We start from the raw sequence: 20,847 nt of genomic DNA, 5'->3' as shown, positions 1-20,847 counted from the left end.
GGCGCGAGGGCCGCAGCCCTGCGATATTCATTGTTCTCATGGCACGCTCAACCTGCATCAGCAACAAGAGCGGCGCGGTAGCTGTCGACCATATACCCGTAGACCGTGGCCGGATGAAACTCGACCGAAGCCACGCCCGTTAATGATCCGTCAACCTGGGCGATCAGTACTTCCCCGGGCAAAATATAGGTCCGCGGCAAGATGGCCAGGTGCTTTTGCGGGTGCAGTTGTACTTCCAGTCCCAGGCGAACTACGTAGGCACTGTCGTTATGAACGGTCAGTTGCTCGCCTTCCCGCTTCCATTTGAGCAACTCCCACGGCGATTGATGCCGGGGCAACCCCTTCGGGTGCAGGATCAGCGGCAGGTTCTGTCGTAGGGTAATTCCGATGGTGGTGCCCCCCGGTGCACGCGCCTGGGGAATCCCCTCGAACGAAATACGCTTCAACCGCTGGGTCTTGAGGGGCTCTTTAAGAGTACCGATAAAACGCACAAGCTGCGTTTCGCCGCTTTCTACGCGGGTAATGGGCGGCGTGACAATCAACAGTGGTTCCTGGTCCTCGGGGATATTCTCAATGACCGAATGAAGTAGCGCAGGGCCGGCATCCGTGTTTCTTATGTTGATCGTCGCCTCTCCATCCTCTTCATAAAGAACGACAACCGTTGTTTCGGGCTGCATACCGTCTGCTACTGCCATGCAGGAAAAAAATAAAGCACAACTTGCACACCACAGCAGCGCCATAGTGCCCCTTGAAAGACTACTCACCGAGTTCTCCCGCACATTAAAAGTAACAGTTACCCAACAAATAAACCGATGAGCGCAGCCGATAGGAAACGGAAAACTTCTAGAAACTTCCGTTTCAATACCGGCTGTTTCAGGCGTTTAGATGTAATTCAATACGAGAGTAGTGCGCCCATCGAGCGTAATATCCTGGGTAAGGTTTAAGTCTTGCCCCCGGTTGATAACCGCCTTTACTGCGAGTGTCCCTGTCAGTTGCGCAATACGGGCCGGTACAATAGTCACCCCGTTGCGCCACGAATATTGACTGGGGGTTTGGGCCACTTTGCCATCACTGTTCTGCCAAGCCCCGCCGCCGACCCGCATGATCGGATTCAGAACTACACCCGCAGCCCTGAGGTCCCGGAGAGTGACCGAGTAACCACCGGTACGCCGTGAGCCTTCGGCGCCCAAGCCATAATTTTGCGCCTCAGTGTAACCAGCGCCCAAGATGCCCGGGACTTTGGTGTGGGCTTGCAGGTCGGTAAGGGTCAATCCGAACTGCGCTGGGGTGGTACCGCAATTGACGACCAGCGAGGTGATCTTTTCTTCGCGGGTGTTAAAGGCCGTCGGCGACAACTCACCAGAGAGAATCGGGCCGTAATCAATAATTCCGCCAGCGCCCAGGCTGAGATTGCAGGCGCCGGGAATAATCGTGCCCCTGACAATCAACTGTGCATTTGTCGTCGCTTGAGCACCAATACTTGCAGCCAGGCAAACAACGCCCATCGTCAAACCCAATATTTTCTTCATGTTCAACCTGTCACTAAAAGTTATCAGGCGCCTTTTATTATCGCCAGGGCCGCTCCACTGCCCTACCGCACTTCATCCTTGAAATACAAAACCATAAATAAATAGCACCACGGCCGAATTGCCGAGTGACAGTCTCGCTCTTTAATACCCAGAGAAAGAATAAGACAAACCCTTAACTACTGTCAGAGCAGTAAAAAGTGATTGTCATTCCAAACCGATCTGCCGGTAGTCCTGAGCAACATATCGACCGGACAAGTAATACGCCAACGTAGGCAAATTCAGTAAACACATCTAAATCGAGGAAATTAATTATTTCCTATATACCCTTCGGACTTAACGTCAGACGCAAAAGTAATCGCCCTACATTTCCTACAAATCTTGCTCCCGGACAGCTATAGGAGAATTCGCGGAGCACTACGCGTTGGCGTCAGCGGTTGATCGTGGCACGATGGCGAGGTTATCGACCGAGACCCCTTACCCATGCCGCAATCCCAAGCCAAGAATCTGTCCCTGATCGCCGCCATCGACCTGGGCTCCAACAGCTTTCACATGGTCGTGGCCAAGGCCCAGAACGGCGAAATCCGCATCCTTGAGCGGCTCGGCGAGAAAGTGCAACTGGCTGCCGGGATCGACGACGAGCGTCAGCTCAATGAAGAATCCATGCAGCGCGGGCTCGATTGCCTGAAGCGCTTCGCCCAACTGATCAACGGCATGCCCCCGGGTGCCGTGCGGATCGTCGGCACCAACGCCCTGCGTGAAGCCCGCAACCGTGGCGAATTTATCCGCCGTGCCGAGGAGATCCTCGGGCACCCGGTAGAGGTCATCTCCGGCCGTGAAGAAGCGCGCCTGATCTACCTCGGCGTGTCCCACACCCTGGCCGATACACCGGGCAAGCGCCTGGTGGCCGACATCGGCGGTGGCAGTACCGAGTTCATCATTGGCCAGCGCTTCGAACCGCTGCTGCGCGAAAGCCTGCAGATGGGTTGCGTCAGCTACACCCAACGCTATTTCAAGGACGGCAAGATCACCCCGGCCCGCTACGCCCAGGCTTATACGGCGGCGCGGCTGGAGATCATGAGCATCGAGCACGCCCTGCACCGCCTGACGTGGGATGAGGCCATCGGCTCGTCCGGCACTATCCGCGCCATCGGCCTGGCGCTCAAGGCTGGCGGCCACGGCACCGGCGAGGTCAATGCCGAAGGCCTGGCCTGGCTCAAGCGCAAGCTGTTCAAGCTGGGGGATGCCGAGAAGATCGACTTCGAAGGCATCAAGCCTGACCGTCGCACGATTTTCCCGGCGGGCCTGGCGATTCTCGAAGCGATTTTCGATGCCCTCGAACTGCAACGCATGGACCACTGTGACGGCGCCCTGCGTGAGGGCGTGCTGTACGACCTGCTGGGCCGCCATCATCATGAAGACGTCCGTGAACGCACCCTCAGCTCGTTGATGGAGCGTTACCACGTCGACCTGGAACAAGCGGCGCGGGTTGAGCGCAAGGCGCTGCATGCCTTCGATCAGGTCGCAGCGGATTGGGACCTGGAAGACGGCGTCTGGCGTGAACTGCTGGGCTGGGCGGCCAAGGTCCATGAAGTGGGGCTGGACATCGCCCACTACCATTACCACAAGCACGGCGCCTACCTGATCGAACACTCGGACCTGGCGGGCTTCTCCCGTGAAGACCAGCAGATGCTCGCACTGCTGGTACGCGGCCACCGCCGCAATATCCCCCGGGACAAGTTTGCCGAGTTCGGTGCCGAGGGCATCAAGCTGATTCGCCTGTGTGCACTGCTGCGCTTTGCGATCCTGTTCCACCACATCCGTGGTACCCAGGAAATGCCGCAAGTGGTGCTGCGCGCCAATGCCGACAGCCTGGATGTGGTGTTCCCGAAAAACTGGCTGGATGAAAACCAGCTGACCCAGGCGGATTTCGCTCAAGAAGCCGAGTGGCTGACGCGGGTTGGGTTTACGCTGAACGTGCGCTGATACGATCTATATAACGCCACAAAACAAATGTGGGAGCGGGCTTGCTCGCGAAAGCGGTGGATCAGTCGATGAATCTGTTGACTGACACTCCGCCTTCGCGAGCAAGCCCGCTCCCACATGGGCCCGCGTATACCTTGATTAATTCACCGTCAGAATCGGGCTGCCCAACTTCTCCAGCAACGTCGCCTGGGCGCTGCGCGGGTTCTGGTTGCCGGTCGGCGTGTTGCGCACGTAGCGCCCGTCCGACTGCAGGCTCCAGCTGTGGGTGTTGTCGGTGAGGTAACTCTCCAGCTCCTTCTTGACCCGCATGATCAGTTTCTTGCCTTCCACCGGGAAGCAAGTCTCCACACGCTTGTCGAGGTTGCGCTCCATCCAGTCGGCACTGGAGAGGAACATCTGCTCCTCGCCGCCATTGAGGAAGTAGAACACCCGCGTGTGCTCCAGGAAGCGCCCGATGATCGAACGTACGTGGATGTTATGCGAAACCCCGACGATACCCGGACGCAAGCAGCACATGCCACGCACCACCAGGTCGATACGCACGCCCGACTGGCTGGCCTTGTACAGCGCGCGGATGATCTTCGGATCGGTCAGCGAGTTGAACTTGGCGATGATGTGCGCCGGCTTGCCTTCGAGGGCGAACTGGGTCTCGCGGGCAATCATGTCGAGCATGCCCTTTTTGAGGGTGAACGGCGCGTGCAGCAGCTTCTTCATGCGCAATGTCTTGCCCATGCCGATCAACTGGCTGAACAGCTTGCCGACGTCTTCACACAAGGCGTCGTCGGAGGTCAGCAGGCTGTAGTCGGTGTAGAGCTTGGCGTTACCGGCGTGGTAGTTGCCGGTGCCCAAGTGGGCGTAACGCACGATCTCACCGGCTTCGCGGCGCAGGATCAGCATCATCTTGGCGTGGGTCTTGAAGCCGACCACGCCGTAGATCACCACCGCGCCGGCCGCTTGCAGGCGGCTGGCCAGTTGCAGGTTGGATTCTTCGTCGAACCGCGCGCGCAGTTCGATAACCACTGTCACTTCCTTGCCGTTACGCGCGGCGTCCACCAGCGCATCGACGATTTCCGAGTTGGCGCCGGAGCGGTACAGCGTTTGGCGTACGGCCAATACGTGTGGGTCTTTGGCGGCCTGGCGCAGCAGGTCGACCACCGGGGTGAAGGACTCGAACGGGTGCAGCAGCAAAATGTCCTGCTTGCTCACCACGCTGAAGATGTTCTCGCTGTTTTGCAGCAGTTTCGGGATCTGCGGGGTGAACGGCGTGTATTGCAGCTCCGGGTGACTGTCCAGGCCGGTAATGCTGAACAGGCGCGTCAGGTTCACCGGGCCATTGACCTGATACAGCTCGGTCTCGCTCAGGTTGAACTGCTTGAGCAGGTAGTCGGACAGGTGTTTCGGGCAGGTGTCGGCCACTTCCAGCCGCACCGCATCACCATAGCGACGGGAGAACAGCTCGCCGCGCAGGGCGCGAGCCAAGTCTTCGACGTCTTCGGAGTCCAGCGCCAGGTCGGCGTTACGCGTCAGGCGGAACTGGTAGCAGCCCTTGACCTTCATGCCCTGGAACAGGTCATCGGCGTGGGCGTGGATCATCGACGAAAGGAATACATAGTTATCGCCAGCGCCCCCCACCTCTTCCGGTACCTTGATGATCCGTGGCAGCAAGCGCGGTGCCGGGATGATCGCAAGGCCCGAGTCGCGACCGAAGGCGTCGATACCTTCCAGCTCGACAATGAAGTTCAAGCTCTTGTTCACCAGCAACGGGAACGGGTGCGTCGGGTCGAGGCCGATCGGCGTGATGATCGGCGAGATCTCGTCGCGGAAGTAACGGCGCACCCAGGTTTTGAGCTTGGCAGTCCAATAGCGGCGACGGATGAAGCGGACCTTATGTTTTTCCAGCTCCGGCAACAGGATGTCATTGAGGATCGCGTATTGGCGGTCCACATGGCCGTGCACCAGCTCGCTGATGCGGGCCAGGGCCTGATGCGGTTGCAGGCCGTCGGCGCCGGCTTGTTCACGGGCGAAGGTGATCTGCTTTTTAAGGCCGGCGACACGAATCTCGAAGAACTCGTCCAGGTTGCTGGAGAAGATCAGCAGAAACTTCAGCCGCTCCAGCAAGGGGTAGGACTCATCCAGCGCCTGTTCCAGCACGCGGATGTTGAATTGCAGTTGTGACAGCTCGCGGTGGATGTACAGGCTGCTGTCATCCAGGTTGGTGATCGCGATCGCCGGGGCCGGCGCTGGCGTTTCAGCCACTGCGGCAGGCGGTGCCGGCTCCAGCTCCGGCGGAGTCTCGGTGGCTTGTTCAACCACCGGGTGAGCGTCTTTTACGGCAACTTCTGTGAGTCCTTCGGTATTCATCGAGTGTTCCTGTGAGGGCTATTGTTGCTCTCTAAGCAATTGGGCGGCGCGGGCGGCGAAGTAAGTCAGGATGCCATCGGCACCCGCGCGTTTAAAGGCAGTCAGGGATTCAAGGATCACCCCTTCACTCAACCAACCATTCTGGATCGCGGCCATGTGCATCGCGTATTCACCGCTGACCTGATAGACAAAGGTCGGTACCTTGAATTCCTCTTTGACCCGATAAAGGATGTCGAGGTACGGCATCCCGGGCTTGACCATGACCATGTCGGCCCCTTCAGCCAGGTCCGCTGCCACTTCGTGCAAGGCTTCGTGGCTGTTGGCCGGGTCCATCTGGTACGAGGCCTTGTTGGCCTTGCCCAGGTTAAGCGCCGAGCCCACCGCATCGCGGAACGGGCCGTAGTAGGCGCTGGCGTACTTGGCCGAGTAAGCCATGATGCGTACGTTGACGTGGTCGGCCAGCTCCAGGGCTTCGCGAATCGCCTGGATGCGGCCGTCCATCATGTCTGACGGTGCCACCACCTGGGCGCCCGCTGCGGCGTGGGACAAGGCCTGCTTGACCAGCGCATCAACGGTGATGTCGTTCTGAACATAGCCTTCTTCGTCGAGAATGCCATCCTGGCCGTGGGTGGTGAACGGGTCCAGGGCCACGTCAGTGATCACCCCAAGCTCCGGAAAGCGTTCGCGCAGGGCGCGGGTGGCGCGCTGGGCGATGCCGTCCGGGTTCCAGGCTTCGGCGGCGTCCAGGGACTTGAGTTCAGAAGGTGTGACCGGAAACAACGCCAGCGCCGGAATCCCCAGCTCGACCCAGTTCGCCGCCTCTTCGAGCAGCAAATCAATGGTCAAGCGCTCCACACCCGGCATCGACGCTACCGCTTCCCGACGATTCTCACCGTCCAGCACAAACACCGGCAGGATCAGATCATTCACCGTCAGGACGTTTTCACGCACCAGGCGACGTGAAAAATCATCACGGCGATTGCGACGCAAACGGGTGGCGGGAAAGAGGCGGTTGGCGGGGGTAAAGCTCACGGCAGACTCCTGAGCCCGGCTTGACGGGCGAGCGTGACAGTTATAAGCGACCATTATGACGAAGGAATTACAGTTGTGGTTAGCTCATACACCGTAAGGCAACCGCCATGTGACCTGTAGTCGCATTCGTCGTTTATGTAGGAATTGTTCACTTCGTGACACATCTCGATACTTTCATGAATGTTCACGAAGGCGTAGGCTGCGCGTTCATTTCGCCAGCACCCAGACCATGCTTCAACAATTTCTGCATGACTTCGGCTACTTTGCGCTGTTCCTAGGCACCTTCTTCGAAGGCGAAACCATTCTGGTTCTCGCAGGCTTCCTGGCGTTCCGTGGATACATGGATATCAACCTGGTGGTGGTCGTTGCCTTTTGCGGCAGCTACGCCGGCGACCAGCTGTGGTACTTCCTGGGACGCAAGCACGGCCGCAAGCTGCTGGCACGCAAGCCGCGCTGGCAACTGCTGGGCGATCGCGCGCTGGAACATATCCGCAAGCACCCGGACATCTGGGTGCTGAGCTTCCGTTTTGTCTACGGTTTGCGCACGGTGATGCCGGTGGCCATCGGTTTGTCGGGCTACCCGCCGGGTCGCTACCTGCTGCTGAACGGGATTGGCGCCGCCGTATGGGCCGCTGCGCTGGGAGCTGCGGCTTACCATTTCGGTGCGGTATTGGAAGGCATGCTGGGCAGCGTTAAAAAGTACGAGCTGTGGGTGCTGGGCGCACTGCTGGTGCTGGGCCTTGGCTTGTGGATACGCCGGCGCATCAAGAACGCCCGCCTGACCCGCGAAGCCTGCGCCGCGGAAAAGGTTCGCCTGGCTGCTGGCGAACCTGAAAAAGCCGAAAAGCCTACGACGCCAGTCGAGTAAGCCGGTCTCTGCAACAGTAAAGGCCGATGCCGCTGAGCAAGCTGTAACTGACCAGGCCCAGCCAGCCCAACGAGCTGGCCGGCCACAGCCCCACCAGCGGCGCCAGCCACACCAGTGGCACATTCAGTGCCAGGCGCACCAGCTCAGCCTTCAACGCCCACGGGCGATTCTCCAACGCCACCCCCAGGGTGAACAACCCCAACGCCATCGCGCTCCAGCCCAACACCAGGGCAGCAGTCGGCAAGCCCTCGCCGAAATTCATCAAATAGCTGCCAAAACCCACGTAAGCAGCAAACTGCAGGGCGACGTAAATCTGCTGGCGCCCGTCCAGCGGCACCTCAAATTTGCGGAACTGGCTCAAGTCCGGCTTGGCCATCGGGTACTTCGCCGCCACGTCCGCCGGGCGCCAGCCGGTGCGCATAAACCAAATACGCAGCTTGTCCCACCCACTCTCGGTACGCCGCGCGTCACTCCACAACTGCGCATAAAACTGCAGGTTGGCCCACAGCGGGTTCCAACTGGCCAATGGGGTGGTCACGCCAAAGATCACTGGCTCGTTATCGTCTTCTTCCTGGAAGGAGCCGAACAGGCGGTCCCAAATAATGAACACCCCGCCGTAGTTGCGATCCATGTAGAGAGCGTTCTGTGCATGGTGGGCCCGATGATTGGACGGCGTGACGAAGAACCACTCGTACCAGCCGAGCTTGGGCACATGGCGCGTATGCACCCAGAATTGATACAGCAGGTTGAGGGACGCCACGCTGATAAACACCACCAGCGGCACGCCGAGCACGGCCAACGGCAGGTAGAAGATCCAGCTCAACAGGAAGCCGGTGCTGGTCTGGCGTAAGGCGGTGCTGAGGTTGTAGTCCTCGCTCTGGTGATGCACCGAGTGGGCCGCCCAGAGGATGTTGCGCTCATGGCCACAGCGATGCAGCCAGTAGTAACAGAAGTCATAGAACACAAAGGCGAACACCCAGGTCCAGACGCTCTGTGCCGAAAGCTCGATGATTGCCAGGTGTTTGAGGGCGAAGGCGTAGGTGAGGATGCCCACACCCTTGGTCAAAAGCCCCGTGGTGGTGGACAGTACGCCGGTGCTGAGGCTGTTGATGGCGTCGGCCACCCGGTAATTGCGTTGGCCGCGCCGGTAGTCGGCCAGCAGCTCGACCACGATCAAGGCAATGAAAAACGGTACCGCGTAAGGGACGAAGTCCATGGGCAAGTCCGGTCAATTATTGTTACATCTAGAGTAGGTGTAGCGGCTGGATATCCCATTGGCAATGAGTGACAAATGAGTAGACATTTAACGCCATGAATCAGGAGAAATGCCCATGAGCAAAAAGATTGCAGTGATCCTTTCCGGCTGTGGCGTGTATGACGGTGCTGAGGTTCATGAAAGCGTGATCACCCTGCTGCGCCTGGACCAGCGCGGCGCCGAGGTGCAGTGTTTTGCACCCAACATTGCCCAACTGCATGTGATCAACCACCTGACGGGCGAAGAAATGCCCGAGTCGCGCAACGTGCTGGTGGAGTCGGCGCGCATTGCCCGTGGCGAGGTGAAGGACATTCGTGATGCCAACGCCGAGGATTTCGATGCGCTGATCGTGCCCGGTGGGTTTGGCGCGGCGAAAAACCTGTCGAACTTTGCCGTGGAAGGCGCCGGGTGCAGCGTCAACCCGCAGGTGCTGGAACTGGCCGAAGCGTTTGCCGAGGCGGGTAAGCCAGTCGGGCTGATCTGCATCTCGCCGGCATTGGCGGCGAAGATCTATGGCCCGGGCGTGACCTGCACCATCGGCAACGACGCCGACACTGCAGCCGCGATGGACAAGATGGGTGCCACCCACCAGGAATGCGCGGTCGACGACATCGTCGAAGACAAGGCACGCAAACTGGTGAGCACGCCGGCCTACATGCTCGGCAAGCGCATCAGCGAAGTGGCGTCAGGCATCAACAAGCTGGTGGACCGGGTGCTGGAGCTGACCCACGAGAACGATTAGGCCTTCATCAGCCGGGTCAGAATCCGATCCAGTGAGTTGGCAAACGCCTGCTTGTCCTTGTCCCCATGGGGCGGCGGGCCGCCGCCCATCTGCCCCTGCTCGCGCAGATCGGTGAACAGGTTACGCACCGCCAGCCGCTCACTCATGTTCTGCGGGCTGAACTCCTTGCCGCGCGGGTCCAGCGCCGTCACACCGTTCTTCACCAAGCGGTCGGCCAGCGGCACATCGCTGCAGATCACCAACTCGCCGGGCACCGCGTGTTCCACCAGGTAGTCATCGGCCGCGTCCGGGCCGCTGGGCACCACGATCAGCTTCACACACGAGAAGCTCGGCTTGATCTGGCTCTGCCCGGCCACCAGCACCACTTCAAACTGGCGTTTGAGGGAGAACTTCACCACCTGATCCTTGGCCGCCCGTGGGCAGGCGTCTGCATCGATCCACACGCGCATGGCTAGGCCACCACGCGGCGTTTTTCAGCCAACCGGCTGCGGCCGTAGAGCACTACAATCGCCAGGATTGCCACGGCCTGGGCGCTCAACGAATAGGCATCGGCGTGAATGCCCAGCCAGTCGAAGTCAAAGAACGCCACCGGCCGGGTGCCGAAGATCCCGGCTTCCTGCAACGCCTTGACGCCATGCCCGGCGAACACCACCGACAGCGCACACAGCAGCGCGGCGTTGATGCCGAAGAACAGCGCCAGCGGCAGTTTCGCCGAGCCCCGCAGAATCACCCAGGCCAGTCCCACCAACAGCACCAGCGCTGTGGCGCCGCCGGCCAATACCGCGTTGTGCCCGGCGGGGCCAGCTTGGAGCCACAGGGTTTCGTAGAACAGGATCACTTCGAACAGCTCGCGGTACACCGAGAAGAAAGCCAGCATTGCAAAGCCGAAACGCCCGCCACCGCCTACCAGGCTGCTCTTGATGTAGTCCTGCCAGGCGGCCGCGTGGCGACGGTCGTGCATCCACACCCCGAGCCACAGCACCATCACGCTGGCAAACAGCGCCGTGCAGCCTTCCAGCAATTCGCGCTGGGCGCCGCTGACGTCAATCACATACGCCGCCAGGGCCCAGGTGGCCAAGCCGGCCAACAGCGCCAGGCCCCAGCCGACGTTGACGCTGCGCACCGCCGATTGCTGGCCGGTGTTACGCAGGAACGCGAGGATCGCCGCCAGCACCAGGATCGCTTCCAGGCCTTCGCGCAGCAGGATCAACAACCCGGAGATGTAGCTCAGGGACCAGCTCAAGCCATCGCTGCCCAACAAGCCGGCTGACTCAGTGAGCTTGCCCTTGGCCACGTCCAGCCGCTGCTGGACCTGCTCGATCGGCAGGCCGTCCTGCAACGACTGCCGGTACGCCATCAGGGCCTTTTCGGTGTCTTTGCGCACGTTGGCGTCGACGTTGTCGAGGGAGCTTTCAACCAGCTCGAAACCTTCCAGATAAGCCGCTACCGACAGGTCGTAGGCCTGCTCGTGCTCACCGTTGCGGAAAGCGGCGAGGCTTTTGTCGAGGGTGGCGGCGGTGTAATCGAGCAACTGCGCCGGGCCACGCTTGACCTGCGGCGGTTGGGCGCGCTGGGCACGGAAAGTAGCGACTGCGCCCGGGCCTTCGGCGGCCAGCACTTCATTGGGGGTCTGGCGCGCGAGGTCGGCGAGGTTGAAGGACTTTTCGCTTTTCGCCGCAGCCGGGTCGGCGGTGAAGCCGGCGATATAGGTGGCCAGGTCCCAGCGCTGGCGGTCGTCCAGTTGGTCGGCGAAAGACGGCATGTCGGTGCCTTCCACACCCAGCCCAAGGGTGTTGTAGATCGCGTAGAGGCTCAAGCGGTCGAGGCGCGCAGCGTCCCGCAGGTTGGCGGGCGGCGGGGTCATGCCAACGCCTGCGGGGCCATCGCCAGCGCCGGTGGCGCCGTGGCACACCGAGCAGTTCTGGGCGTAGAGCGGCGCGCCACGGGTCGGGTCGGGGGTAATGGCCGGGGCCTGGCTGACCTCATACGCCACCGCCAGCTTGGCACCCAATTGCCGGGCCTGGTGGGCAACCGCCGCACCGTCCTGATGGGCGGTGACGGCTGCCAGCAGTTCATCCACGCCTTTTATCAGCTCGGCGCGCTCGGGCTTTTCTGGCAATTGCGCCACCAAACCCTGCAACACCCCGAGAAACTCTACCTGCTCGCGGTATTCCGAATCATCGATGACCTTGCCCGCCTCCACCGTCGGCGGGTAGTCCGCGCCGATGTAGTCCAGTAAATGCAGGGCTTGTGGGGCACCCTCGGCCGTGGCGGCCAGCAGGTTGAAGCTGCACGACATCAACGCTGGCAGCATCAGCCAGGCAAAAAAACGGAAGGGGGCAATCATGAATGAATCTCAAAGGGAAATACGAAGTAACACATTGTCAAACCTTAAGGGGTTTGACTCAAGGCGTTAGTGATTTGACGTGGCGCTTGGTAGGTGCAGTAGTGGCATTTCAGCCGAAAAATGGATCCAAAAGGCCATTGTTTTGCCAGCAATGCAGCTTATAATGCTGCGCCTTCGTTATTGCGAAATGGCATTTTCGCTCCTCTTTTTATGAGGAATTGGCAGGATCGCGCCGCGTTCCTGTCATTGGTGATTCGGCCCAACCAGCACATTCGGCCGATTACGTTCAGGGAAGAAGCTCTTCGATGGCATCTCGCGCCTTTACTTCGCTCGCGCTCGCAGCGGTCACGTTGCTGTCCGGTTGTTCGATGTTTCGCAGCTACGACACCGAGCTGCAAGCCACTAATCAGCAGTTGGCCACCGGCAATGTCGACGGCGCGCTTACCCTGCTTGAGAAGAACAACACCGGCGACGACAAGGACCTTCTCTACTACTTCGAAAAGGGCGAGTTGCTGCGTGCCAAGGGCGACCTGACCGGCAGCCAGACCGCCTGGCGCAGCGCCGACCTGCAAGTGTACAAGTGGGAAGAGTCGGTCAAGTTCGACACCGACAAGTACCTCGCGCAGTTCGGCGCCTTCCTGGTCAATGACAAGGTCCGCCGCTACGAAGGCTACGACTACGAAAAAGTCATGCTCACCACCCAGATGGCCCTGAACCTGCTGGCGCTGAATGACTTCGACGGTGCACGCACCGAGATCAAGAAGACCCACGAACGCGAAGCGGTGATTGCGGACCTTCGGGACAAGGAATACCTCAAGAGCGAAAACGAAGCCGAGCGCCAGGGCATCGCGACCCAATTCAAGGACCTGCGCGGCTACCCGGTGGAAAGCCTCAACGCCCCGGAAGTGGTCGGCCTGAAGAACAGCTACCAGAGTGCGTTCAGCCATTACCTGGCCGGTTTCGTCTACGAAGCCCTGGGCGAAAAAGACCTGGCCGCACCGGGTTATCGCAAGGCCGCCGAACTGCGCCCCAACACACCGCTGCTGGAACAGGCCCTGCTCGACCTGGATAAATCCAAGGTCGGCGCCGACGAGACCGACGTGCTGATCGTGGTGCAAAGCGGCCTGGCACCGGCCCGCGACTCGATTCGCCTGCCACTGCCGATCCCTATCGACGGCCACCTGGTGATCACCCCGCTGTCGTTCCCGGTGATCAAGCCCGACACCTCCACCGCGACCTTCGCGCAGATCGGTGTCGACGGCCAGCAGCAGAACCTCACCGCCCTCAACAGCACCACCGCCATGTCCCGCCGCGCCCTGCGCGATGACATGCCGGGCATCATCCTGCGCACCACCGTACGCGCCGTCACCCGCGGTGTGGCACAAAACAACCTGAACAAGACCAACCCGATGGCGGGCCTGGTTCTGGGTATCGCTTCGGCCGTCACCGAAGGCGCCGACACCCGCACCTGGCGCACCCTGCCAGACATGACCCAAGTAACACGCCTGCGCCTCAAGCACGGCGAGCACCAGGTCAGCCTGCCCAACGCCCTGGGCGGCACGCTGGTGACGGTCAAGGCCGACCAGCGCTACCAGGTGATCACCCTGCGCGTGGTCGGCAACCAGGTATTCGCCGGCGGCCTTGCGGCTCATGTGGTGCAGAGCAATCCGCCGCAAGCCGTCGCCACTCTCAAACAACCTTAAGGAGCACGCTATGCGTCATTTTATCCTCGGCGCCCTGGCGCTGATCCTTCTGGCCGGTTGCGCCACCCCGCCACCACCGGAACCCGGCAGCGCCGCGAGCAAAATCGTGGTGATGGGCAAGTTCAAGGGCATCGCCGTGGGCGCCATTCGCGTCGCCCGCGAGAACGGCTTCCTGACCGCCAAGGTGCAGTTGAGCAACATCACCAGCAGCAACCAGATGATGTATTACCGCTTCGCCTGGCTGGGCGCCGACGGCTTCCCGGTGGGCGATGAAGAGACGTGGAAGGTGCTGAACCTCTACGCGAACCAGGCGACCTTCTTGCCGGCCATCGCCAACCTGCCACAGGCCGCCGACTTCCGCCTTGAAGTGAAAACGCCTTGATCCGCCCACTCATTCAGTTTCAGAGAGACATCCCCATGTTTGCACGCTTCTCGTTCCTCGCCGTGGTTGCCGTTTTGGCCAGCGGCTGCGCCAACACCTCGCCGGTACTGGGCGGTAAAAACATCAGCTACGGCGACACCAAGGCCGTGGAACTGGTGACCAACGAGTTCGGTTCCACCGACCTGCAGATGATCGCCGAAAGCATGACCCGCTCCCTGGCCCAGTCCGGCATCCTCCAGGGCCGCCCGGTAGTGCAGGTGTATGACGTGAAGAACAAGACCAGCGAGTACATCGATACCCGCGAGATCACCACGTCGATCAAGACCCAGCTGATGAAGACCGGTACCGCCCGCTTCGCCAGCGACAACACCGACATGCAAAGCCAGGTGGACCAGTTGAAGCTGCAGAACCAGAGCGGTCTGTACAAGAAATCGACCGTCAGCAAGACCGGTAACATGGTCGCCGCCAAGTACCGTCTGGAAGGCTCCATCAGCTCCATCGTCAAGCGCAGCTCGGACTACAAGGACGTGTTCTACAAGTTCAGCCTGCAACTGATCGACGTCGAAAGCGGCCTGGCTGAATGGATGGACGAAAAAGAAATCCGCAAAACCACGGAGCGCTAAGCAATGCGTGCATGGATCGGCATGATCGGCCTGCTGTGCGCCTTTGGCGCCTCGGCCGCACCGAAGATCGCGGTGACCGACCTGGCCTACGAGGCCCGGGTGGAGGAATACATTCACCAGGTCGCGGCCAGCAACAACTTCCAGGCCAGTGGCTACAGCGCCAGCGGCGGGTCGAGCTACAGCGAGTACGAAAGCCGCACCAGCTACATCGAGCAGGCCGAACTGCGCAAGTTCAGCGGCGACATCAAGGGCGAAATCCTCAAGTCGCGGCAGTTCCAGTTGGTACAGGGCACGCCTTACACCGCTGACGCCAAGGGCGATGTGTATGACGTTATCAAGCGCATCAAGGCCGGTAACTTCAAGGGCGCAGACTACGTGCTGTTCGGCACCTTGTCGGATATCGACTTTACCCAGGATGTGAATGCGCTGGACCACACCAACAGCTACTCGGCGGTGCTGGGCCTGACGCTGGTCGCGGATTTCAGCCTGATCAACACCCGCACCTTTGAAATCACCTCGGCGTTTACTGCCATGGGCGAAGGCCAGGACACCAAGCTTGTGAACAACCGTGACGTGCGCGTGAGCCTGAACCGGCCGCGTGTGGTGCGGGAAGTGTCGAAGGCGTTGGGCGAGGATGTTGCGCGGCAGTTGGCCGAACAACTCGGCGGTGGTTATCAGGAACAGCCTGGGCAGCCTGCATTGCGCAATAACCTGCCACGGGATGAAGCGCCGAAGATCTTGCGCTGATCACTGGAAGTACAAGCAACACAAATCAAATGTGGGAGCGGGCTTGCTCGCGAATGCGGTAGATCAGTCAATACATCTGGTGACTGACACTACGCACTCGCGAGCAAGCCCGCTCCCACATTTTTGTTCCGGTTTCGTCAGCTACGCCGTTGCGCGATGCAAGCTGGCCAGGAACCCCGCCGCGCCGACGAACAAGCCGGCAAACGTGCGGTTCATGCGTTTCTGCTGCTTCGGTGTGCGCAACAAGCGCAACACTTTCGATGCCAGCCCGGTGTAGCCGGCCATCACGATCATGTCCACGCAGATCATTGTCGCGCCCAGGATCAGGTATTGGTTCAGCAGCGGCGCCTGCGGGTTCACGAACTGCGGCAATACCGCCAGCATGAACACCAGGGCCTTGGGGTTGCTGGCGTTGACCAGGAACCCGCGGAACATCATCGCCATCGGCTTGCCGATCGGGCGAATCGCCGCGTCATCGCTAAGGTCGGTAGGCAGCGCGCGCCATTGCTTGATGGCGAGGTACACCAGGTACGCCACACCAAACCATTTAATCGCATAGAACGCCGTGGAGGATGCCGCGAGAATCGCCCCCAGGCCGCCAGCAACCACGGCGATTTGCATCGCCAGGCCCAGTTGCAGGCCCAGCGCATTCCAGTAACCGCGCAGGAAACCGTATTGCAGGCCGCTGGACATCGACGCAATGGCGCCGGCGCCAGGAGAGAGACTGATGATCCAACTGGCCAGGAAAAAGGCCAGCCATGTGTCGAGTGCCATTACACACCTCAGAGCTGAGTTTTTTGAATGTTTCTAAACTAACGCTGCTGGCCGAGAAATGGCTACAAAAATTTTGGGCTGGGCCTTTGTGGCGAGGGAGCTTGCTCCCGCTGGGCTGCGTAGCGGCCCCAAAAAAGCCGGGAGCGCTGCGCACTCCAGCGGGAGCAAGCTCCCTCGCCACAGGTTAAGGCAGCACATCACTGCCGCGCCAACGGCGCACCGAGCGCTGGAAGAACAGGCTGTTGGGCACTTGCACCATGACACTGCCCGTCCCGGCCTCTTCCACTTCGATCAGCGTGGTGTAGAGCAGGTTGATCGCCACCACTCGGCCTTTGACGCCAGGCTTGTCGACGGTGTCCACCAACTCGACCACATCGCCAAGGCGGAACGGTCCCACGGTGAAAATCAGAATGGCGCACAGCAGGTTGGACAACACCGACCACATGGCGAAGAACGCCACCGCTGCCACTGCGACAAAGCCCGACAGCGCCGTCCACAGCACCGTGGCGGACACGCCCAGGCGCTCCAGCACAAAGATCAGCGCACTGCCCATAATCAGCCACCGCAGGCCGCCGCGCAGCGGCATCAGCAACTGCGGGGGGAACGGATAACGTTCCCCCAGCCGGTTCAGGCACTTGGCGACGAAACGCTGGGCGACATAGCCGGCCAACAGGATCAGCAGAATTTGTACGGCCACCCAGATCGGTGCGATCCATTGGGCCGGCAGCGACAGTTGCAGCGCTTCCATCAGGACAGCGCCTCCAGCTCCGCTTGCAAGGATTCCAGCAGTTCAAGGGCTTCCATCCAGGTCTCCTCCAACTGCGCTTCACGCACCTTGAGCTTGGCCTGTTCAGCCAGCAGGTCGCGCAATTCATCCTTGCGGGCCGGCTCGTAAACGGCGCTGTCGCCGAGGCTGGTTTCGATCTTCGCCAGCTTCTCGTGGATTTTGCCCAATTCAGCTTCCAGCTTGTCGGCTTCACGCTTGTGCGGGGCCAGTTGCTGACGCAATGCAGCAGCGGCCTGGCGCTGGGCTTTCTTGTCGGTCTTGTCCGGGTTGACCGGCGTGTTGCTGACCGGCGCGTTGCGCAGGCGGTAGTCCGACAGCCAACGCGCGTAGTCTTCCAGGTCGCCGTCGAATTCCTCGACCTTGCCATCAGCCACCAACAGGAAGTTATCGGTGGTGCTCTTGAGCAAGTGCCGATCGTGAGACACCACCAACACCGCGCCGCTGAATTCCTGCAGGGCCATGGTCAGCGCCAGGCGCATTTCCAGGTCCAGGTGGTTGGTCGGTTCGTCGAGCAGCAATAGGTTTGGCCGGTCCCAGGCGATCAACGCCAGGGCCAGGCGGGCCTTTTCGCCACCGGAGAAGTTCAACACCGGCTCGTCGATGCGTGCGCCACGGAAGTCGAAACCGCCGAGGAAGTCCCGCAGGGTCTGCTCGCGTTCGGTCGGCGCCAGGCGCTGCAAGTGCAGCAGCGGGCTCGCCTTGGCGTCGAGGGAGTCCAACTGGTGCTGGGCGAAGTAGCCCACTACCAGGTTCTCACCGCGCACCAGGCGGCCGGCCAAAGGCTGCAGTTCGCCCGAGAGGTTTTTGATCAGTGTCGACTTGCCCGCGCCGTTGGGCCCGAGCAGGCCGATCCGCGCGCCAGGGGTGAGCTGCAACTTGACCTTCTCAAGGATGGTCTTGTCGCCATAACCCAGGCGGGCGTCGGACAGGTCGAGCAGCGGGCTGGAGATTTTCACCGACTCGCGAAATACAAAGTCGAACGGTGAATCGACGTGGGCCGCCGACAGCTCTTCCATGCGTTCCAGGGCCTTGATCCGGCTCTGGGCCTGGCGGGCCTTGGTGGCCTGGGCCTTGAACCGGGCAATGTAGCTTTCCATGTGCGCGCGTTGCGCCTGCTGCTTCTCGTAGGCCTGCTGTTGCTGGGCCATACGCTCGGCACGGGCGCGTTCGAAGGCGCTGTAGCCACCGCGGTACAGGGTAATTTTCTTCTGGTCGACGTGGGCGATGTTGTCCACCACGGCGTCGAGGAAATCCCGGTCGTGGGAAATCAGCAACAAGGTGCCCGGGTAGCTTTTCAGGAAGTCTTCCAGCCACAGGATCGCATCGAGGTCCAAGTGGTTGGTCGGTTCATCGAGCAGCAACAGGTCCGACGGGCACATCAGCGCCTGAGCCAGGTTCAGGCGCATGCGCCAGCCACCGGAGAAGTCGGCGACCGGGCGGTCCATCTGTTCGTTGGTAAAGCCAAGGCCGGCGAGCATTTTGCGGGCGCGGGCGTCGGCGGTGTAGCCGTCGGCACTGTCCAGTTCCGAGTGCAGGCGGGCCTGTGCGGCGCCGTCCTGGGCTTTCTCGGCCTCGGCGAGGTCGTGTTGCACCTGGCGCAGGCGCAGGTCGCCATCGAGCACGTAGTCGATCGCGATGCGGTCGAGGGTGTCGATCTCCTGGCGCATATGGGCGATGCGCCAGTCGGCCGGCAGCAGACAATTCCCGGAATCGGGAGTCAGCTCACCCAGCAGCAAGGCGAACAACGTGGATTTGCCGGCGCCGTTGGCACCGATCAGGCCGGCTTTGTGACCGGCGTGCAGGGTCAGCTCGGCGTCTTCGAGAAGACGTTGCGGGCCACGCTGTAATGTTAGGCTTTGAAGTCGGATCATAATGGCGGCGGAGTCTACCAGCTTCGTTGGCCGCTGGCTTGGGTGTGAATATGTGCGCTGACCTGTGGAGCTTTGCCCTCTCGACTTACGCCCGCCCGGGCGCTGAGGACGCTTGCCTGCGCTTGCAGGCGCAAGGGGCTGATGTGTGCCTGGTGTTGTGCGGGCTGTGGCTGGAACAGCGCAGTGTGGCGCCGCAGCCGTGGCGTTTGCAGGCATTGCGGCAGGTCGCCGGGCCGTGGCGGACCGAAGTGGTCGAACCGCTGCGGCAAGTACGCACGCAATGGCGGGCCATGGCGCAGCACGATGCTGAGCTGGGAGCCTTACGGGAACGGGTCAAGGCACTGGAGCTGGAAGCCGAACGGCTGCTGTTATCGCGCCTGGAAGGCGTGGCGCAGGGTTGGCCGGTGGCCGAGGTGAAAGGTCAAGCATGGCTTGAAGGACTGGCGGCCGAAGCCGCCAACCTTGACCACGACGCACTGCATCAGCTGCGCGCCGCGGTCACCGGCACTTAGGAAGCGCTGGTTGGGGTGACGCTTGGCGCTGCCGGTGCAGGCGTGCTGCTGGCCGAAGCGGTTGGCGCTGCGGTGCTGGCAGCAGGTGCGGCTGGGGTCGCAGGCTTTGCAGCTGGAGTAGCTGCCTTGGCCGGTGCAGGCTTGGCGGCGGCTGGTTTTGCGGCTGGCTTGGCAGCTGGTTTGGCAGCAGCAGGTTTAACGGCTGGCTTGGCGGCCGGTTTCGCAGCAGCAGTTTTAGCAACTGGCTTGGCGGCCGGTTTCGCAGCAGCGGTTTTAGCAGCTGGCTTGGCGGCCGGTTTCGCAGCAGCAGTTTTAGCAGCTGGCTTGGCGGCCGGTTTCGCAGCAGCAGTTTTAGCAACTGGCTTGGCGGCCGGTTTCGCAGCAGCAGTTTTAGCGGCTGGCTTGGCGGCTGGTTTCGCAGCAGCAGTTTTAGCAGCTGGCTTGGCCGCTGGTTTCGCAGCAGCAGTTTTAGCAGCTGGCTTGGCCGCTGGTTTCGCAGCAGCAGTTTTAGCAGCTGGCTTGGCCGCTGGTTTCGCAGCAGCAGTTTTAGCGGCTGGCTTGGCAGCAGGTTTTGCAGCAGCGGTTTTAGCGGCAGGCTTGGCGGCTGGTTTCGCAGCAGCAGTTTTAGCGGCTGGCTTGGCAGCAGGTTTTGCAGCAGCAGTTTTAGTCGCTGGTTTGGCAGCCGGTTTAGCCGGTGCTTTTACAGCAGGCTTGGCCGCAGCCTTTGCAGGTGCCTTGGCGGCGACTGCTTTGCTGGCTGGCTTTTTCGCAGCGCTCGCTGCAGCGGCTTTAGCCGGAGCACGGGTGCTCAGCACTTTGCCGACAGCTTCCTTCACACGACCAACGCCCTGAGCCAGTTTCAGGCTCTCGGAAGCATCACGCTTGAGTTGGGAAATGTAGGTGCGGGTTTCGGATTGACGATCCTTGAGGGCGTCGAGCAAGTCCTCAAGTTCTTTGACGGCGTCCTTGGCTTTGGCTTGTGCCTTGGCTTTGCCAGCGGTCGCTGCGCCTTGCAGTTTGGTACGGGATTTGTGCAGTTTTTCCTGAGCTTTGCCGCGTTGTTTTTCAAGCTTGGCGAGCAACTTCTCAGCCTCAGCCAAGGCTTGTGAACAAGCGCTTTCCAAATGTTCGAGCAGGCTGCCCGAAAGTTGTTGGAGCAAATGCAACGGGGTATTTACAGGCTTCTGTTTGGCCGACATGGTTTACCTCCTGGCTGACGTGGGTGCGGCTCATACTAGCCCTCTGCTCTTACCGCCGCTAGGGCATGTTGACAGTATCGATTGGCTTGCGTTGCACCGCACGAAAATTCTTATCGATATAACGAAAAACCA

At 60.9% G+C, this 20,847-nt stretch carries 19 protein-coding genes; 8 read left to right on the top strand and 11 right to left on the bottom strand.

What is annotated here, in order from left to right; all coding sequences use genetic code 11:
• Positions 1-47: 47 nt before the first annotated feature.
• Together CEC48_RS01565 and CEC48_RS01560 are read right to left on the bottom strand one after the other, a co-directional pair.
• Complete coding sequence (locus CEC48_RS01565) at positions 48-764, bottom strand: fimbria/pilus chaperone family protein (protein ID WP_256579640.1); 717 nt, start codon at positions 762-764, stop codon at positions 48-50.
• A gap of 117 nt (positions 765-881) precedes the next feature.
• Positions 882-1,529 (bottom strand): DUF1120 domain-containing protein, encoded by a 648-nt coding sequence (locus CEC48_RS01560; RefSeq protein ID WP_088422125.1) that lies wholly within the window; start codon positions 1,527-1,529, stop codon positions 882-884.
• A gap of 480 nt (positions 1,530-2,009) precedes the next feature.
• On the opposite strand from CEC48_RS01560, the gene ppx reads away from it, so the two are divergent.
• Entirely contained in the window at positions 2,010-3,512 is a 1,503-nt protein-coding gene (gene ppx / locus CEC48_RS01555) for an exopolyphosphatase (RefSeq protein WP_003214007.1), read from the top strand.
• A gap of 138 nt (positions 3,513-3,650) precedes the next feature.
• On the opposite strand, the gene ppk1 is transcribed toward ppx, so the two are convergent.
• Entirely contained in the window at positions 3,651-5,873 is a 2,223-nt protein-coding gene (gene ppk1 / locus CEC48_RS01550) for a polyphosphate kinase 1 (RefSeq protein ID WP_088422124.1), read from the bottom strand.
• Positions 5,874-5,891: 18 nt separating this feature from the next.
• Positions 5,892-6,905 carry a porphobilinogen synthase gene (hemB, locus tag CEC48_RS01545; protein ID WP_088422123.1) on the bottom strand — a complete coding sequence of 338 codons (1,014 nt, stop codon included), beginning with the start codon at positions 6,903-6,905 and terminating at the stop codon, positions 5,892-5,894.
• Positions 6,906-7,134: 229 nt separating this feature from the next.
• On the opposite strand from hemB, the gene CEC48_RS01540 reads away from it, so the two are divergent.
• The gene (locus tag CEC48_RS01540; RefSeq protein ID WP_088422122.1) at positions 7,135-7,773 is read left to right on the top strand and encodes a DedA family protein; all 639 of its coding nucleotides are present in this window, start codon (positions 7,135-7,137) and stop codon (positions 7,771-7,773) included.
• Here CEC48_RS01540 and CEC48_RS01535 read toward each other — a convergent pair.
• Positions 7,754-8,989, bottom strand: coding sequence for a sterol desaturase family protein (locus tag CEC48_RS01535; RefSeq protein WP_088422121.1), 1,236 nt, complete (start codon positions 8,987-8,989; stop codon positions 7,754-7,756). The genes CEC48_RS01540 and CEC48_RS01535 overlap by 20 nt on opposite strands.
• A 115-nt stretch (positions 8,990-9,104) precedes the next feature.
• On the opposite strand from CEC48_RS01535, the gene elbB reads away from it, so the two are divergent.
• The gene (elbB, locus tag CEC48_RS01530) at positions 9,105-9,770 is read left to right on the top strand and encodes an isoprenoid biosynthesis glyoxalase ElbB (protein WP_010167972.1); all 666 of its coding nucleotides are present in this window, start codon (positions 9,105-9,107) and stop codon (positions 9,768-9,770) included.
• Here elbB and CEC48_RS01525 read toward each other — a convergent pair.
• Both CEC48_RS01525 and CEC48_RS01520 read right to left on the bottom strand, forming a co-directional pair.
• The gene (locus tag CEC48_RS01525; protein WP_088422120.1) at positions 9,767-10,219 is read right to left on the bottom strand and encodes a YaiI/YqxD family protein; all 453 of its coding nucleotides are present in this window, start codon (positions 10,217-10,219) and stop codon (positions 9,767-9,769) included. The genes elbB and CEC48_RS01525 overlap by 4 nt on opposite strands.
• A 2-nt stretch (positions 10,220-10,221) precedes the next feature.
• Positions 10,222-12,117, bottom strand: a complete 1,896-nt coding sequence (locus CEC48_RS01520; RefSeq protein WP_088422119.1) for an FTR1 family protein — start codon at positions 12,115-12,117, stop codon at positions 10,222-10,224.
• A 305-nt stretch (positions 12,118-12,422) separates the two neighbouring features.
• Here CEC48_RS01520 and CEC48_RS01515 point away from each other — a divergent pair, with 305 nt between their 5' ends.
• The 4 genes from CEC48_RS01515 to CEC48_RS01500 are packed head-to-tail and all read left to right on the top strand — an operon-like array spanning position 12,423 to position 15,572.
• A complete protein-coding gene (locus tag CEC48_RS01515) occupies positions 12,423-13,820 on the top strand; it encodes a COG3014 family protein (protein ID WP_088422118.1) in 1,398 nt (465 codons plus the stop codon).
• Between the two features lie 10 nt (positions 13,821-13,830).
• Positions 13,831-14,202, top strand: coding sequence for a YcfL family protein (locus tag CEC48_RS01510; protein ID WP_003214024.1), 372 nt, complete (start codon positions 13,831-13,833; stop codon positions 14,200-14,202).
• Between the two features lie 35 nt (positions 14,203-14,237).
• Positions 14,238-14,825: a penicillin-binding protein activator LpoB gene (gene lpoB / locus CEC48_RS01505; protein ID WP_017476649.1), complete on the top strand. Its 588-nt coding sequence runs from the start codon at positions 14,238-14,240 to the stop codon at positions 14,823-14,825.
• 3 nt (positions 14,826-14,828) lie between these two features.
• The gene (locus tag CEC48_RS01500; protein ID WP_088422117.1) at positions 14,829-15,572 is read left to right on the top strand and encodes a penicillin-binding protein activator LpoB; all 744 of its coding nucleotides are present in this window, start codon (positions 14,829-14,831) and stop codon (positions 15,570-15,572) included.
• A gap of 141 nt (positions 15,573-15,713) precedes the next feature.
• Here the strand turns inward: CEC48_RS01500 and CEC48_RS01495 are convergent, their stop codons facing one another.
• The 3 genes from CEC48_RS01495 to CEC48_RS01485 all read right to left on the bottom strand — a co-directional run bounded on the left by CEC48_RS01495 (position 15,714) and on the right by CEC48_RS01485 (position 19,004).
• A complete protein-coding gene (locus tag CEC48_RS01495) occupies positions 15,714-16,346 on the bottom strand; it encodes a LysE family transporter (RefSeq protein WP_003208844.1) in 633 nt (210 codons plus the stop codon).
• A gap of 184 nt (positions 16,347-16,530) precedes the next feature.
• Entirely contained in the window at positions 16,531-17,094 is a 564-nt protein-coding gene (locus CEC48_RS01490; protein WP_088422116.1) for a mechanosensitive ion channel family protein, read from the bottom strand.
• Positions 17,094-19,004, bottom strand: coding sequence for an ATP-binding cassette domain-containing protein (locus CEC48_RS01485; protein WP_088422115.1), 1,911 nt, complete (start codon positions 19,002-19,004; stop codon positions 17,094-17,096). The genes CEC48_RS01490 and CEC48_RS01485 overlap by 1 nt, the downstream gene beginning before the upstream one ends.
• A 50-nt stretch (positions 19,005-19,054) precedes the next feature.
• Here CEC48_RS01485 and CEC48_RS01480 point away from each other — a divergent pair, with 50 nt between their 5' ends.
• Entirely contained in the window at positions 19,055-19,516 is a 462-nt protein-coding gene (locus CEC48_RS01480; RefSeq protein ID WP_088422114.1) for a TIGR02444 family protein, read from the top strand.
• Here the strand turns inward: CEC48_RS01480 and CEC48_RS30800 are convergent.
• Entirely contained in the window at positions 19,513-20,715 is a 1,203-nt protein-coding gene (locus tag CEC48_RS30800; RefSeq protein ID WP_141099641.1) for an AlgP family protein, read from the bottom strand. The two genes, CEC48_RS01480 and CEC48_RS30800, sit on opposite strands and share 4 nt — an antisense overlap.
• Positions 20,716-20,847 lie beyond the last annotated feature (132 nt).

Origin of the sequence: Pseudomonas sp. K2I15 (genome assembly GCF_002204795.1) — a bacterium.
Classification (GTDB): domain Bacteria; phylum Pseudomonadota; class Gammaproteobacteria; order Pseudomonadales; family Pseudomonadaceae; genus Aquipseudomonas.
Note: the sequence above shows the minus strand (reverse complement) of the source record. Positions and strands in the feature narration are given on the sequence as shown.

Coding starts and splice junctions, on each gene's coding strand:
- CEC48_RS01525 (WP_088422120.1), bottom strand. CDS start 10,219: ATGCGCGTGTGGATCGATGCAGACGCCTGCCCACGGGCGGCCAAGGAT.
- CEC48_RS01495 (WP_003208844.1), bottom strand. CDS start 16,346: ATGGCACTCGACACATGGCTGGCCTTTTTCCTGGCCAGTTGGATCATC.
- CEC48_RS01500 (WP_088422117.1), top strand. CDS start 14,829: ATGCGTGCATGGATCGGCATGATCGGCCTGCTGTGCGCCTTTGGCGCC.
- CEC48_RS01520 (WP_088422119.1), bottom strand. CDS start 12,117: ATGATTGCCCCCTTCCGTTTTTTTGCCTGGCTGATGCTGCCAGCGTTG.
- elbB (WP_010167972.1), top strand. CDS start 9,105: ATGAGCAAAAAGATTGCAGTGATCCTTTCCGGCTGTGGCGTGTATGAC.
- CEC48_RS30800 (WP_141099641.1), bottom strand. CDS start 20,715: ATGTCGGCCAAACAGAAGCCTGTAAATACCCCGTTGCATTTGCTCCAA.
- CEC48_RS01490 (WP_088422116.1), bottom strand. CDS start 17,094: ATGGAAGCGCTGCAACTGTCGCTGCCGGCCCAATGGATCGCACCGATC.
- CEC48_RS01515 (WP_088422118.1), top strand. CDS start 12,423: ATGGCATCTCGCGCCTTTACTTCGCTCGCGCTCGCAGCGGTCACGTTG.
- lpoB (WP_017476649.1), top strand. CDS start 14,238: ATGTTTGCACGCTTCTCGTTCCTCGCCGTGGTTGCCGTTTTGGCCAGC.
- CEC48_RS01480 (WP_088422114.1), top strand. CDS start 19,055: ATGTGCGCTGACCTGTGGAGCTTTGCCCTCTCGACTTACGCCCGCCCG.
- ppk1 (WP_088422124.1), bottom strand. CDS start 5,873: ATGAATACCGAAGGACTCACAGAAGTTGCCGTAAAAGACGCTCACCCG.
- CEC48_RS01485 (WP_088422115.1), bottom strand. CDS start 19,004: ATGATCCGACTTCAAAGCCTAACATTACAGCGTGGCCCGCAACGTCTT.
- CEC48_RS01535 (WP_088422121.1), bottom strand. CDS start 8,989: ATGGACTTCGTCCCTTACGCGGTACCGTTTTTCATTGCCTTGATCGTG.
- CEC48_RS01560 (WP_088422125.1), bottom strand. CDS start 1,529: ATGAAGAAAATATTGGGTTTGACGATGGGCGTTGTTTGCCTGGCTGCA.
- ppx (WP_003214007.1), top strand. CDS start 2,010: ATGCCGCAATCCCAAGCCAAGAATCTGTCCCTGATCGCCGCCATCGAC.
- CEC48_RS01510 (WP_003214024.1), top strand. CDS start 13,831: ATGCGTCATTTTATCCTCGGCGCCCTGGCGCTGATCCTTCTGGCCGGT.
- CEC48_RS01540 (WP_088422122.1), top strand. CDS start 7,135: ATGCTTCAACAATTTCTGCATGACTTCGGCTACTTTGCGCTGTTCCTA.